Below are 13,364 nucleotides of genomic sequence, written 5' to 3'. Positions count from 1 at the left end.
CCATGGACACGAACGCGGCCGCGACCGCCGCACCCACCCGCATCAGGAAAGCGGTGATAGCCGGCGGTACCCTCACCGCCTGGATCGCCGCCGCCCGGCTGGCCTCCGCCTGCCAGGGCACGGTCGGCGTCACGGTCCTCGAAACCCCGCACCGCCCCGAACCCCAGGTCACGGCCCTCGCACCGAACCTGCAGCGCGACCTGTTCGACCGTCTCGGCATCCCCGAGCACACCTGGATGCGCGCGAGTGAGGCCTCTTTCGACGCGGCCGTGAAATACGTGAACTGGGGAGTCGGCGAACGCCATTTCTACGTTCCCCAGGACGGGACACCGGCGGACTGCGAGGGATTTCCCCTCTCCGATTTCTGGCTCCTCCGCCGCCGGGCCGGTCAAACCGTCGAGCCCCTCGACCACGCCTGTTTCCGCGAGCCGCCGCTCATGGACGCCCGTAAATCCCCGCGCTGGCTGGACGGCCGAGCGGCAATTACGTACGGCTGGCACGCGGACACCTTCATGCTGACCCATTTCCTGCGCAGAAAGGCGATGGAGAACTGCGGCGTGCGCATGGTGACCGGCGAACTCCTCGGCGCCCACCGGGACGAGAACGGCATGATGACGGCCCTGCACACCACCCGGGGAGACCTGACGGCCGACTTCTTCCTGGACTGCACCGGCTCCGAGAGCCTGCTCCTGGCCGGCGTCCTCGGCGAACCCTTCACCGGCGCGGGTGACCGCCTCCTCGCCGACAGCGCGCTGTCCCTCACGCTTCCGCACGACAGCGACCTGTACGGCGTCGAGCCGTACACCACCGCCACCGCCCTCCCGCACGGCTGGACCTGGCGCCGCCACCTGCTCGGCCGCCAGGGCGCCGGCCTCGTCTACGCGAGCACCCTGACCACCCCCGACGAGGCCGCCCGGAGCCTGCGCAGAGCACTGGGCCTGCCCCGCGACCACGCGGAGGCGACCCACATCCCCCTCCGTGTCGGCCACACCAGGCGCACCTGGGTCAAGAACTGCGTGGCCCTCGGAGCGGCCGCCTGGTTCACGGACCCCCTGGCCGACGACCAGCGGGCCACGCTCGACCTCCTGGACCGCCTGATCCGGGACTTTCCGTCCGCCGACTACCGCGAGGCCCCCGCAGCCCGCTTCAACCGGGCGGCCGCCGACCACTACCGGCGCGCGCTCGACCTCGCCCAGCTCCGCTACGCGGCCTCACCCCGCACGGACGCCCCGTTCTGGACGGCTCAGCGCGCCCTGCCCCTCCCCGACGACCTGCACGCCACCGTGGAAGCCCACCGGGACGGCCTTTCGTCCCTCCCCGACGAGGCCCCCCTGCGCACCCTCCTGGCGGCCCTCACCCCCCACACGGCGGCCCCGCCCCCGGCCCTGGCCCACCACCCCCACGCGCTCCGGACGGCCGAGGACCACTTCACCCGCATCGCGCGCGGGCAGCGCATCCTCGGGGAGACCCTCCCCGAGGCCCACACCTACCTCGACCGCCTGCACGGCGGAATCCCCGAACTCCGCACGGCGAGAGCAACGTTGGGGACGCGCGGATGAACGCAGGCCCTCGGCGACCGCCCCTGGCGGCGGGGAGCCGGGACCCGCAACACAACGTTCGTCCTCGTCGGTGTCCGCGAACTTGTCGTCCTGGTGACCGGCGAAGATCCCGGCGAGTTCCGTCTGGTCGGATGCCAGCAGGTGCACCCCGAACTCTTCGGCCTGTCGGAGGAGTTCGTAGGTCCGTGCGCTGCGGCTGACCGCCGGCATGACGGTCGCGGGGTCCGTGCCGTACGAGGTGATCGAGGAAACCAGGAGCCCACCGGGCTGCCCCTCGGGGCTGCTCGCGGTGACGACGGCCACCCCGGAGACGAGGTGGGCCATCGTTTCGCGGAAGTCGTCCAGCGGGTCCTGGCTGCCGGACGGTGCGTTCGGCATGTGGGGCTCAGACCTCGAACTGGACGTCGATGACGACGGGGGCGTTCTGGGAGAGCATGGCGACACCGACGGCGCTGCGCGCGTGGATGCCGGCCGCTCCGGTGAACGCCGCGGCGAACAGTTCGCTGGCCCCGTTGATGACCGCGGGCGGGGAGGTGAAGGAGGGGGCGCCGTTCACGTAGCCGACGACCTGCTTGACGGCAGAGAGGTCCCCGACGGCGGACTTGAGGGCGGCCAGGGCGTTCAGGGCGCACTGCCGGGCGGCTTCCGTGGCCTGCTCGGCGGTGACCTCGGCGCCGACCTTCCCGACGTGGATCAGCTTGTCGTCGACCGTGGGCAGCTGGCCGGAGACGAAGACGTAGCGGCCGTTGCGCAGGGCCGGGGTGTAGGCGGCCACGGGTGTCCTTCGGCGAAGGCCTGCGCCTCGACGGTGCGGTGGTGGAAGGTGATCGTGGTCTTCAGGTCGTGCTCGGCCATGGCTTCCAGCAGGGCGGTCTGCACGGCGGCCAGGCGCTGGCCGCGCAGCCGCTCCTCCCACCGCTCGTCGCCGTAGAGCCGCTTCGGGGTGACGACCGGGTCCACGAGCTCGACCACGACCACCTGGTAGCGCGCCAGTAGCCCCCGGGCGGCCGCGTCGGCGAGCGACAGCTCGTAGACCACCGGCCCGAACACCCGGACATCGTCCATGGAACAGGCCATCTCCTTGGGCAGCGGGTCGTACGCCGGCCTGCCCGGGACATACGGGCGCCCCTCGGCCTCCGCCTCCGTACGGCGCTACTCCTCGGCGAGACGCCGCGCCTCCCCGGCCGCCTTCCTCTGCGCCCGGGTGCGGGGAAGTCGCTCGGCCCAGATCCGGGGTGTGGCGGTCATGTACAGCCGGCGCCGGGCCGGGATCACCTTCTGGCGGTGGACCTCCGCCCACGCCTTCCCCGCCGACCCCGACGTCCGGTGCGCCTCGTCGACGACGACCAGGTCGAAGGGGGCCATGGGGATCCCGTACTGGCCGCGGTGGGCTTCGGCGATGACGGGCAGGGAGGCGTACGTCGCGTACACGGTGACCGGGCCCTGCCCGTGCCACAGCCCCAACTGCGGTGCCGACGTGGTCGTACGCACGGCAAGGCCGTAGAGCTGTGCGTTGTCCTCCAGGGAGCACACGGCGACCGCGGGCCCGCTGTGGCCGGCCGTGCGCCACTCCCGAGCGGTCTGCGTCAGCAGATCGAGCGTCGGCAGCAGCACCAGGACCCGCCCGCCCCGCGCCAGGCGCAGCGCGGCCGCCGCGGCGATGAACGTCTTCCCGGTCCCGCACGCCGCGACCACCGTCGCCCGCAGGCCGGCCTTCGGGGTTGGCCACCACCTTGGCCGAGGCGGCTGACCACCTGCTGCGCCGCGCCCTGCTCTCCTGCCGTCATCACGCCGTCTCCTCCGTCGGCGCCCACTCCAGCCCAAGCGCGGCGAGCGCCTGGAGCTTGTCGGCGGTCAGCTTGGCCCGGCGGCTGCGGCTGTTGCTCAGGAACACCCCGAGCTTGACCTCCGACCCGTCCGGCAACTCCTCCACGTGGCCCCTGGGGACCGTCAGAGACCCGGGTGCGGGCTTGTACTGCGCCAGGGGGCCGCCACGCCCTTCTCGAAGGCGCTCCCAGCCGCCTTGGCGGCCTTGGCGGGCTCCGCCTGCTCCGGGGACAGCGGCACGACGCCGACCGCCTCCAGGAGCTCGCGCTGCCAGCGCAGTCCATTGATCCGCGACAGCTGTCGTTGGTCAGTGAAACTGAGTGGTTGTCACGCCTCTGACCTGGGGGTGTGAGGGTTGGCGCGTGCGGTGCGGTGGTTGTTGCGCGCAATGTCAAGAAGCCTCGCACGCTGTGTATACGTCAGGGGTATGTCCGGCCCTTAGCCTTTGGGATGTGAGTGATATTCGGCGTCGGTTCTTCAGTGGTTCGGCGTTTCGTTTTCAGTGGGTTTTGAGCGCTGTGACGTGCAGGTTTGTGGTGATGTCGCTCCTGCTCTGAAGGTTTGGCGCTGATTTGTTGCTGAAGAGTGCTGCCGAATCTGGGGTGGAGCTCGCGCCGAGTCTGTAGGCGTTGGATCGGTATGCGCGGAGTGAGTTGGGGCGGTCTTCTTGCTGGTCCTGTGTTAGGTGAGGTCTCGGGTTGCCCAGCCGGGTGGGAGCTTGGGAAGTCCGATGAGAGCGTCGATGTCGAGGTACTCGAGGAGGAGTGCCTTCAGGTGTCGGCCGTCGATGAGTTCCAGTCGGTGGCGCGGGGCGAAGTCGTGACTGGCTTTGCCGAACCAGGCGGTGGTGACGACGATGCCCTTGGAAGCGACTTTGTCGTTGACCATGGCGGCGTGTGCGCGGACGGTCTCCGCTGGTACGACGTTCTTGGTGCGTTTGGCTTGGATGATGCAGAGGCCGCCGACCAGGGGTTCCTCGCTGATGGCGACTGCGTCGATTCCGTCGTCGCGTGAGGCCTGGGTGACCCAGGACTTGAGTCCCCTCGCCTCGAACAGACGCCGGATGAGATGTTCGAATTCGATGGGGTCGAGTGCGAGTAGGTCGGGTCGGCTGTCAAGGCCGGCGACCACGTCGTGTTCGGGTGCGAGTTTGAATTTGGCTAGGTCGAACGTAACTACTGGCCGGACGGGTTCCAGGTCGTAGGGGTGTTGGGAGACGATGGCGTTGAGGTAACGCAGGGTCTGCACAGGGTCGAGTTCTGGTTCGTCCAGGACGAGTTCCTCGAAGGTGTTCCGCTCCGCACGCAGGCTGACCAGGCAGGGCCGGACGGCCTTTCCTGTGGCCCGGTCCTTGGCATTGACATGCCCGTTGAAGGCCACGACGTCGACCAGCGCGGGTGGTGTCACGGCGAGCGCTTCGTCGATGGCGCGGAGTGCGAGTCTGGCGACGAGGTCCCTGTACATGGCCTTGGTCTCGGCGTCTTTCCGCGGCTGGGGGACGACTGTGGGCGGAGTCGAACCCTTGTATCGGTACTGCATGGCCACTGGTACTGCCACCTGGCTGGGGAGCTCAACGTCCAGCACGAGCTCTCGTGATTCGGGTGTGAACGCCGTACGCCACGTGCCGCGAAGTCCGTTGGGGTAGCTGACCTGGCCGAGTGCAGCTTCGACGTGGCCAGTCATCGCGTCGATGCCATTGCTGACAAAGGCCTGCTCTACCGGCAGGCGGTGAGTGTGCAGTCCTGTCGCTCTGCCGGTGAGCACGGCGTTCAGGCGCTTGACCTGCTCCTCGACTTCGGCTGTCTTGGCTGCGGCTTCTCGGCGCAGGTCCTCGCTCAGTTGTTGGCTTGCTCGCCGGTCGGCCTCGGTTTTCTCACGCGCCGCGGCCTTCTTCTTCTGCTCGGCCGCCTTCGCTCGGGCTGCTTCACGCTTCTCCAGGTCCCGGACGATCTGATCGGCCTTGCGCGCCTCCTCGGCACGGGTCCGCTCGTTCTGCTTCTTGGCCCGTACCCAAGCCTGGGCCTGCTCCCGCTCTCTCCGCGCGTCCTCCCTGCCCTGCCGGGCCGCTTCCCGTTCTTCAGCGCGCGCCTGCCGCAGCCGCTCTGCTTCCGCCTGCTTGGCAGCTGCTGCCTTGGCCTTCTGGGCGTCGCGGTACGCCTGCATGAGCTGAGACGCCAGCGACTTCCTTCGCGCCATGGTTCCCCCCTTGTAGCCCTGTCTGAGGCAAGAGCTGCCCCGCGGGCTCCTGCGTCAATCTGGGCGGTCTGCTTGAGCCCGCCGTCTCCGTTCGGGTGATGCTGCGCGGCGTGTCTGTGTGGGGTGGGAAGCGGCGGACAGCGTCTTCGCTGGGCGTTCTGTCTGAGGGGTGATGTGCATGGCTGGGGAGGGTCCCGACGCCGGGGACGTGGTGATGCCAGTTGCTGTAGTGCGTGAGGCGGCTGTTGCCCGTCTGATGTCGTTGGATTCCCGGGGCGAGCTGACGTCGGCGCATGTGCGGTTGGTGGCGTCGGTGTCCGGAGTGTCGGAGCGCACGGTGTGGAGCTGGTTGTCCGTGGGGCGGAGCGAGGGGCGGATGGGTCCGAAGCCGCGTTCGAGGCTCACCGTGACGCAGGAGATTCGGCAGCAGCTGGCTGTGTGGGGCGGGAATGTCTCTGCGGTGCACCGTGAGCTCGTGGCTCGTGCGGTGGAGGACCCGTCGCTGGGGCCGGTGCCGTCACTGTCGGTGTTCCACCGCGCCGTACGGCAGGACTTGTCGGTGGGGGAGCGCGAGGGCCTGAAGGGCGGCGAGGAGGCCCGCCGACGCTTCGATGTGTATGGGAAGCGCCCCGCGACGCATCGGAATGCGTGCTGGGAGGGGGACCACAAGCGGGTCCCGGTGCGGGTGGATCTTGAAGGGTCTGCGGTGTGTCCGTGGGTGACGTGGTTCATCGATGTAGCGACGAAGGCGATCGTCGGGGTGGCGGTTACTCCGCACCAGCCGGCGAGGGATGCGGTCCTGGCCGCGCTGCGCACGGGGATCAGCAGGCAGGATCCGTACGGCCCGTTCGGTGGTCTGCCCGGCGTGGTGCGGGTGGACCGGGGCAAGGAGTTCTTGTGCCGGACGGTGGAGCGTGCTCTGGGTGCTTTCGCTGTTCCGGTGGATGATCTGCCGGCGTATAAGCCGTACCGCAAGGGCACCGTCGAGGCGTTGAACGGTGCGGTGGAGGAGATGCTGCTGGTCTCGCTGCCGGGCTATACGCACCGTGCTCGCCCGGCGGAGGCGTACCGTCCGGATCCGGTGGAGGACCTGCTCTCGTACCCGGACTTCGTGAAGGTCCTGCTGGACTGGGTGGCCTGGTGGAACACCGAGCACCGCCCTGCCGGTCTGGCCGCGAACCTGACGCCGTTGGCGGCGTGGGAGGCGGATCCGGCGCCGGTCGAGGACGTTGCGGAGGAGCGCCTGGCGTTCTTCGCGCTGGAGGACGACGGCCGGGTCCGGAAGATCACCACGAACGGAATCAGCTGGCGACGTCGTGCCTATATCGCGCCGTGGATGGCCGGCCACGTCGGCATGCGGGTCCGGCTGCGGTATCTGCCGCACTACGACGGGCAGATCGAGGTGTTCTCTACCGAGGAGTGGGGCCGGCACCTCGGGACCGCCTACCTGGCCCAGGCGGCGACGGTGGAGCAGCGTCGTGCGCTGAGTTCGGTCAGGGAGAAGCAGGCCCGCGCGTTGAAGGCGGATCTGAAGGCGGCGGAGAAGCTGCGCAAGGCCCGCTACACGGCCACGACGACGGCTGCGGTGCCCCGTCCGCGCCGCACGGTCACTTCCTCGCAGGCCGAGGCGGAGATCGCCCGGTCCAGGGGCGTGGATCTGGCGGCCCGTGCTCTGCCGGACTTGATCCCGCCGCGTGAGCCTCCGGCTTCCTGGGCCCGGCCGGTTGTCCGCCCCCGCCGCGCGGCCGACTCGCAGACCGATTCCGGGCAGGCGGAGGCAGCCGAGGGCGGGCCGTCTGGAGCGGGTGGTGTACGTGACGACAGCGGGGAGCGTTGATCAATGGCGACTGCTGAACGGCAGGGCCGGCTGCCCCGGGAGCGGGAGGACCACTTCATGCGGCTGCCGGGCGCCCAGGTGGTCTCCACGCGCGCGCTGCTGATGGTGCGGGAGAACATCCGTGCCGCAATCGAGGCCAGAGCCATGATCTGCATCTACGGGCAGGCGGGCCGGGGCAAGTCGTTGGCTGTGAACACCTCGCTGCGTGAGCTCGCACCGAGGCTGACACGCCGGATCCAGTTCCGGGCCCGCCCTTCGACCCGCGACCTGCGCCATGAGCTGTTCCACGCCCTGGGTATGCAGGGCCGTCCGCCGACGCAGCCGATCGAGTTCGACCGTATGCTGCGCGGCGCCCTGGAGGCGACGCACGTCCTGGTCTGTGACGAGGCGCAGTGGCTGTCGAAGATGTGCTTCGAGTACCTGCGTTATCTGTGGGATGACATCGGCTCGGATCTGACGATCGTGTTCACGGGCGGGGACGGCTGTTTCGAGATGTTGCAGAGTGAGCCGATGCTGGAGTCCCGGGTGTACGCGTGGCAGGAGATCGAGCCGATGCCGCTGGAGGAGGTCCTCACCGTCATCCCGGCGTTCCACCCCGTGTGGGCGGATGCGGACCCGGATCTGATCGCGATGTGCGATGACGAGGCCGCGCACGGCAATTTCCGGGCCTGGGCGAAGATCACCCATCACCTGACTGCCGGGATGAAGGAGTCCGGGCGGAGCCTGGACGAGGACTTGCTGCGCTGGTCCTACAGCAAGCTGCGCCAGCGCCCGGTGGTGGCCTGAGGTGCTGGACTGCCCGAACCCGCCGCCGGTCACGGTGGTCCTGGACCCGTACGACGACGTGGTCCACACCCGGGCGGCGCTGGCCTCCCACGCCCCGCAGCACGGACGCCTCACCGTTCATCCGACCCCGGGCACCGACGCCGCGATCGCGCTCGCCTACGACGTCCTCGCTGCCCTTGGCAAGCCGGTCCCCGTGGCCGGCTACCGCCACCTCGACCCGGCCCCGGCCTGGTCGATCGCCGCGGCCTGGATCCTGGCCACCCCCATCACCCACCTGACCCTGCTGCGCGCCCACCTGCTTACTCCGCACCGCTTCAGAGCTCTCCTCACCCTGCGCCGGCGTACCGGTGTCCGCCTGGTTCTGGTCTGCCACCACCGGGCCGTACGGGCATTCCTGGAACGCGAACTGCGCCAGGTGGACCACAGCATCGCCGAGGCCTCCGCCCTGCTGCCCGAGGCCGAACCGACCATCCCACAACGCCGGGCCCCGCAAGCAGCACGGCCCCTGGCGAACCGCTGGATCGACTTGCCCGCACTGACCACCCTCAGGACCTTCGACGAGTCGATCGGACCGTGCCGGTGCGCCGCGCCATTAGCGGCAGACCGGGACTTCTTCCCGCCGGTGATGCCGCCGGTCACCGAGGCGGAGGTGTCGTGGCGGCTCCACCGCGCGACGGCGCACCCCTACCTGGCGGCTCAGCTGGCCACGGCCGCGTTCACCGCGGCCTCCACCACTCAGCTCGATGCCGCGCACGCGCGCGATCTGAGCGCGAACGGCACGACGCTCACGCTGCATGACCACGGGCTGCGCCGGGGCTGCATGACCCACCCTGTTCCCGCCTGGGCACGTCCTCTGCTGAGGGCGACCGCTCTCCTCTGGAGGATCGGTGGCGGCAGCGGACCGCTGTTTAGCGATCCGCTGAGAAGTGCGGGACTGCCGTCCCTGATGGCCTTCGCCGAGGGCTGCAGGATCCGCCCGCCCCAGCCTCCGTGCCCCAAGCGGCCCCACGGGCGGCGTGGAACGCCCCTGAGAGTGAAGGAGCCTGCGGCGACCATCTGGCCTGTGTGCAGCGCCCATTACGGGCTTGCGTGGGTCAGGGATGAACCCGATCTGATGCAGGGCTGCCCGTACCCGCCTCCACACACGCGGAAGACTATCGAGAGGCGGAAGAAGGGGTGGCTGCCACCGGACTACGGGCTGCGCGAGTTACGTCACCTGCGTTAAGAGTGGGTGGGAACGATTCGGCCCATCTGCGACCTGCCGCTGGGTCTCCGCAGAATCGGGGCTGCGCTGTCCTCGCAGGTGGTGTTTGGGCCAGGTCCAGTCTTCGACGAATGGCCTGCCCGGCTTGGCGTTGGAGCGGCCTGGCTTGGGCCGTAGGACTGTCAGTGGCGTGTGGGAATCTTCGGCTATGACCTTTCGGGGAAGTGTTCATATCGAAGGCATTCCGACGCATACGGGCGGTGTTCCATGGGTGGTGGACAAGCGCGACGCATACATCGCAAGGAGCCGCCCACTCCAGACGGCTGCCGTTGGTGCGGTGACGAGCAGGACCATCACGGCGCCCAGTGGGTCGCGTCAGTCGGCCTCCACACGTGGGAGCCTCCGACGCGTGAACAGCGGCTCAAGCGTATGCAGGCGCGACGCGCGGCGCGTCAGGCCGAGCGCGTACGGCCTACCAAAGATGAGGCCCCGCGTTCTGCGCGCGAGTGACCAAGGCGTCGAAGATTGCAGCCAGTGCGGCGGGGATGCGGTCCTTGGGAAGGTGTGCAGCGATGCCGACCATCAGGTCTTCCTTGTTCTGAGGCCCTTCGGCCGAGCCGGCCTTGAACATGGTCAGTAGCTGCGAGCTGAACTTTCCGGCTCGCAGTGCTTCGACTTCTTCAGGCTGCCAGGGACCGCGTTCGGTGTTCGGCTTCCACAGTGCATTGGCCGTGTTCGCCCAGTCGTCACTGGTGAACAGGTCCTCAAGCTCGTTGGGGGAGCCGAGGTAGAGGCACTCTTTGGTCAGGTCGAAGCCATGCTCCCTGAGCTTGTCGTCTCGAAAGACATGCTTCTGGTTGGCACGACTGTCCTTGTCGACGACAAAGGCGACGTCACGGCCATGCTCCTTGAGGAACTTGGCGAATCGCAGCGCACCCTCGTTGCTGCCACCCGCCCAGAGGCAGATACCGGCGGATTGGATGGGAAACCCGGCGTGCTTTCGGAACATGATCGGGAATGCGGACGTCTCGGACACACCCTCCACCGCGACGAAGAACCGCTCGTGCAGCAGCACACTGTTACGGAACCCCAGAGTGGTCGCGATCGTCGACAGATGGCGACGCACATCCACGTCTGCGCTGTCCTCGCTCAGAACCTCTGCCCGTACCCGCCCCTCGTGGGTGCGCAGGTGCACTACGGAGGAGATGTCCACGCCGTCGATCAGGTTGAGCGAGTGCGTCGCCACAATGACGCGCGCATTGGGTCGCGATGACTGCAACTGGATCAATGCCATGATGCGCCGCTGGTGGGAATAGTCGAGGTGGGTGTCGGGCTCGTCGTAAACGAACACGACATCTGCGTCGGGCCCTTGCGTCGAGTCGTGCTGCCCCAGGTCGTTGCTGCTCTCCCAGAGGGCCAGCGAGATGCGACGTGAGCGACCGGTTCCTGCCGACGAGAGTGGGAACCGCCGACCCTGCGAGTCCACGATGTTCAGCTCGACCCCGACCAGCGCTGGACGCACCTGCACCTGCGGGTCCAGCTCGACAGACGGCAGGGCGCACCGCTCGGCGATGTGCCCGCGGATGCTGTTGATGTCGGGCGTCAGCGATTCGGCCAAGTAGCCCTCAAGGTCTGCCACGCGCTTGGCTACTTCATCAGCCCGCGTGTACTCGCGTAGCCGGGAGTTGAGCAGGCTCTGGACTACGGCCTCGGGCGCCTGTACTGCGTCACCCTTGAAGTACACCATCGACGGCATCGCGGCGGCTACCTCAGAATCCGCAGCCACCCACTCGTCGAACTGCTCCATCTGCTGGGCCAGCTCCCGAAGAGGCTGCTCCCAGCTGTTCCTCACATTCGCCTGTCCGATGGGATCGACCCCGTGTGCGGCTGCCAGCTTCTTGAGGTTCGGCAACTTCACAGATTCCAAGTCCCGCAGCCCGGGATCCTTGCAGACGCTGCGTCGAATCTCCAGGAATGTTCCTGCTTCCGGGCGGAAGCGGCGCCGGATGGGCACGCGCTCGGGCAGGGCGAAGCGCTGCTGCTCATCCGTGTTGAGGGCGAACTCGCCAGTCACGGTTGTCTGAGGCACTCGCGCGTGGGGTGCGACCGGTTCACCGTCGGGTGCCGGCTCCCGATGCCCCCCGTCGCCGACGTAGGTGAGATCGCGCTCGCTCAGCGCTGTCCCGTGAAGGAGAAAGTTCAGCGCGTCTAGCAAAGCGCTCTTCCCACCCTCGTTCTGGCCGGTCAGAACTGTCTGCGGCAGGACCGGAACATCGCCGATGTCCGCAAGGCAGCGGAAGCCCTCAACGGAAACGGAGCAGATCTGCACGCACGCCTCAACTCAACAACGATCGAACGGGTCTAAGAAACTGTCTGGGAATCAGACGGAGATCGGACGGTACTGGTAGCGGCCCTTGATGAACTGGGCCAGGAACCCGCCCTTGCTGGAGGACGCCATCAGGGCCGCGTGCACGTCCGCAGGGACGTCTTCGTAGCGGTACAGCCCTCCGTTGTGAAAGGCGACCTCGAGCACACGCTCTGCCTGGCTGTAGCCCACAGACCGGACGTTGGAGGAGCGAACAGGTTCATGCAACAAAATGCCTCCTGCGGCCTGCGTGCCGGGCGTTGCACGATTGACCGAAATGATAGCGCCGCGCTGCTGTCGAGGGGCAGCCGGTGCCGAAGCTGGCCTGTACCCGGCCAGGTCGACGGCGGCCTCGGTTGCAGGGCCATCTACAGTCGTCGTGACCGAGGCTGCACAGACCAACACAGCCGTCACACGCTCAGCAGCACGAGAGCGCCACGGTAGAGCTCGACAGAGCACCTGGGGCTCGAGGTCAGTGAAGCTGCGCACTGCTCAGTTCTTCTGGTTCTCGACCGTTGTCTGGCGAGGTTTCCTCGCTATGAGCCGTTAGTTCAAGTCTGTATCCGCCTGCCATTTTGAGTCAGACTGGGGCGGCTCTTGGCTGGTCGTTTTGGTGTCGGCCACGTGGGGCGGCCTGGTACTAGCGTCCGGGATGGCCTGGTACGAGTTCCTTATGAAGGATTGGGGGCAGCAGGATGACACTGGAGGTCTCGTTCTATGTGAGGAGTTGCCGTGACCAGCTTTGTCATTACGGTCCCGGGTACGTTCGTGTCGGATGTTCCCGCTTCCGTGCCTCTTGCCGTCGAGCGGAAGTTGGCCCCGCGGCACACGGAGGTCAGTGAAAATGAGGGACTGAGCCTCCTCACGCTGAACGAGGACGGCACCTTCTCCATCCGGCTTGAGGTTGAGGCCCCGGACAAGTATGAGGCGGAGCTCGATGCCATGCGGATCGTTACGGCAGCCTTGAAAGAGGCGGGCCTCTCAGAGTCCGATGCCCCGCTCGGCCCGCCGGCCGTGACCGGTATCGACAGCGGCCTGTGATCCCCGTGGAGGAGCTTGTGGTGGCGAAAAGTGAGTGGCCGGAGCTGACGGGGAAGCCGGCGGAGGAGGCCCGCGAGCAGATCCGGGCTGAGTTCCCGGAGATCGCGGTCCATGCGGTGCCCGACGGCAGCATGGTCACGATGGACTTCAACGAGCAACGCGTGAGGCTCTTCGTGAAGAACGGCAAGGTGGTCCGGGCCCCTAGGCGGGGATAGCAACTGCTGCTAGCCAGGACTGCGAAGCAGGCCTGGTCCTGGAGGCGGAGCCGGAAGGACTAAGAGGTGGGGGAGCGGAGCGGACCCACCCAACGGGCCGAAGGCCCGGACCCCGTGAAACGGGGTCATCTCCCGCGCGTAGCGCGGGAGCCCCGGGGCCTGCTCCGCAGGCCCCGGCTCTGGTGGAGCGCAGCGGAACCAGAGCCAGTCCGGAGCGAAGCGCAGGACATCCGGCCGGAGGCCGGCCATGGCTCGGAGCGAAGCGGAGAGCCAGGCGCCGAAGGCGCTGGCCGAGCGCAGCGAGGCCGTTCAGTCCTGAGCGCGCAGCGCTCAG

General features: G+C 68.1%; 12 protein-coding genes and 2 pseudogenes. 6 read left to right on the top strand and 8 right to left on the bottom strand.

Annotated features, from left to right (window positions below):
• Nucleotides 1-2 precede the first annotated feature (2 nt).
• Nucleotides 3-1,559 (top strand): tryptophan 7-halogenase, encoded by a 1,557-nt coding sequence (locus tag OG490_RS37495; protein ID WP_330301211.1) that lies wholly within the window; start codon nt 3-5, stop codon nt 1,557-1,559.
• Nucleotides 1,560-1,625: 66 nt separating this feature from the next.
• Here OG490_RS37495 and OG490_RS39350 read toward each other — a convergent pair.
• The 6 genes and pseudogenes from OG490_RS39350 to OG490_RS37475 form a co-directional block, all read right to left on the bottom strand.
• Nucleotides 1,626-1,883: pseudogene (locus OG490_RS39350) on the bottom strand (flavin reductase family protein); the annotation flags it as partial.
• Between the two features lie 61 nt (nt 1,884-1,944).
• Nucleotides 1,945-2,334 (bottom strand): RidA family protein, encoded by a 390-nt coding sequence (locus OG490_RS37490; protein ID WP_330301210.1) that lies wholly within the window; start codon nt 2,332-2,334, stop codon nt 1,945-1,947.
• Nucleotides 2,253-2,624, bottom strand: coding sequence for a hypothetical protein (locus OG490_RS39345; protein WP_443066016.1), 372 nt, complete (start codon nt 2,622-2,624; stop codon nt 2,253-2,255). Before OG490_RS39345 ends, OG490_RS37490 begins: the two co-directional genes overlap by 82 nt.
• Nucleotides 2,625-2,711: 87 nt before the next feature.
• The gene (locus tag OG490_RS39340) at nt 2,712-3,254 is read right to left on the bottom strand and encodes a DEAD/DEAH box helicase family protein (protein ID WP_443066015.1); all 543 of its coding nucleotides are present in this window, start codon (nt 3,252-3,254) and stop codon (nt 2,712-2,714) included.
• Between the two features lie 91 nt (nt 3,255-3,345).
• A pseudogene (locus OG490_RS39335) lies at nt 3,346-3,656 on the bottom strand (helicase associated domain-containing protein); the annotation flags it as partial.
• 411 nt (nt 3,657-4,067) lie between these two features.
• Complete coding sequence (locus OG490_RS37475; RefSeq protein ID WP_330294194.1) at nt 4,068-5,582, bottom strand: restriction endonuclease; 1,515 nt, start codon at nt 5,580-5,582, stop codon at nt 4,068-4,070.
• A 214-nt stretch (nt 5,583-5,796) separates the two neighbouring features.
• On the opposite strand from OG490_RS37475, the gene OG490_RS37470 reads away from it, so the two are divergent.
• Genes OG490_RS37470 through OG490_RS37460 form a run of 3 tightly spaced genes read left to right on the top strand, consistent with a single transcriptional unit; the run spans nt 5,797 to nt 9,430 of the window.
• The gene (locus OG490_RS37470; RefSeq protein WP_443065923.1) at nt 5,797-7,419 is read left to right on the top strand and encodes a transposase; all 1,623 of its coding nucleotides are present in this window, start codon (nt 5,797-5,799) and stop codon (nt 7,417-7,419) included.
• A gap of 3 nt (nt 7,420-7,422) precedes the next feature.
• Complete coding sequence (locus OG490_RS37465) at nt 7,423-8,205, top strand: ATP-binding protein (protein WP_330294192.1); 783 nt, start codon at nt 7,423-7,425, stop codon at nt 8,203-8,205.
• 1 nt (nt 8,206) lies between these two features.
• On the top strand, nt 8,207-9,430 hold the full coding sequence (locus OG490_RS37460; RefSeq protein ID WP_330294191.1) for a hypothetical protein: 1,224 nt from the start codon (nt 8,207-8,209) through the stop codon (nt 9,428-9,430).
• Between the two features lie 451 nt (nt 9,431-9,881).
• Here the strand turns inward: OG490_RS37460 and OG490_RS37455 are convergent, their stop codons facing one another.
• On the bottom strand, nt 9,882-11,738 hold the full coding sequence (locus tag OG490_RS37455; protein ID WP_330294190.1) for an AAA family ATPase: 1,857 nt from the start codon (nt 11,736-11,738) through the stop codon (nt 9,882-9,884).
• Nucleotides 11,739-11,789: 51 nt separating this feature from the next.
• Nucleotides 11,790-12,002 (bottom strand): KTSC domain-containing protein, encoded by a 213-nt coding sequence (locus tag OG490_RS37450; RefSeq protein ID WP_330294189.1) that lies wholly within the window; start codon nt 12,000-12,002, stop codon nt 11,790-11,792.
• A 504-nt stretch (nt 12,003-12,506) separates the two neighbouring features.
• Here OG490_RS37450 and OG490_RS37445 point away from each other — a divergent pair.
• Together OG490_RS37445 and OG490_RS37440 are read left to right on the top strand one after the other, a co-directional pair.
• Nucleotides 12,507-12,815 carry a hypothetical protein gene (locus tag OG490_RS37445; protein WP_330294188.1) on the top strand — a complete coding sequence of 103 codons (309 nt, stop codon included), beginning with the start codon at nt 12,507-12,509 and terminating at the stop codon, nt 12,813-12,815.
• Nucleotides 12,816-12,835: 20 nt separating this feature from the next.
• A complete protein-coding gene (locus OG490_RS37440; RefSeq protein WP_330294187.1) occupies nt 12,836-13,030 on the top strand; it encodes a serine protease inhibitor in 195 nt (64 codons plus the stop codon).
• The last annotated feature ends 334 nt before the right edge of the window (nt 13,031-13,364 follow it).

It is taken from the genome of Streptomyces sp. NBC_00503, assembly GCF_036346895.1.
Taxonomy (GTDB): Bacteria; Actinomycetota; Actinomycetes; order Streptomycetales; family Streptomycetaceae; genus Streptomyces.
Note: the sequence above shows the minus strand (reverse complement) of the source record. Positions and strands in the feature narration are given on the sequence as shown.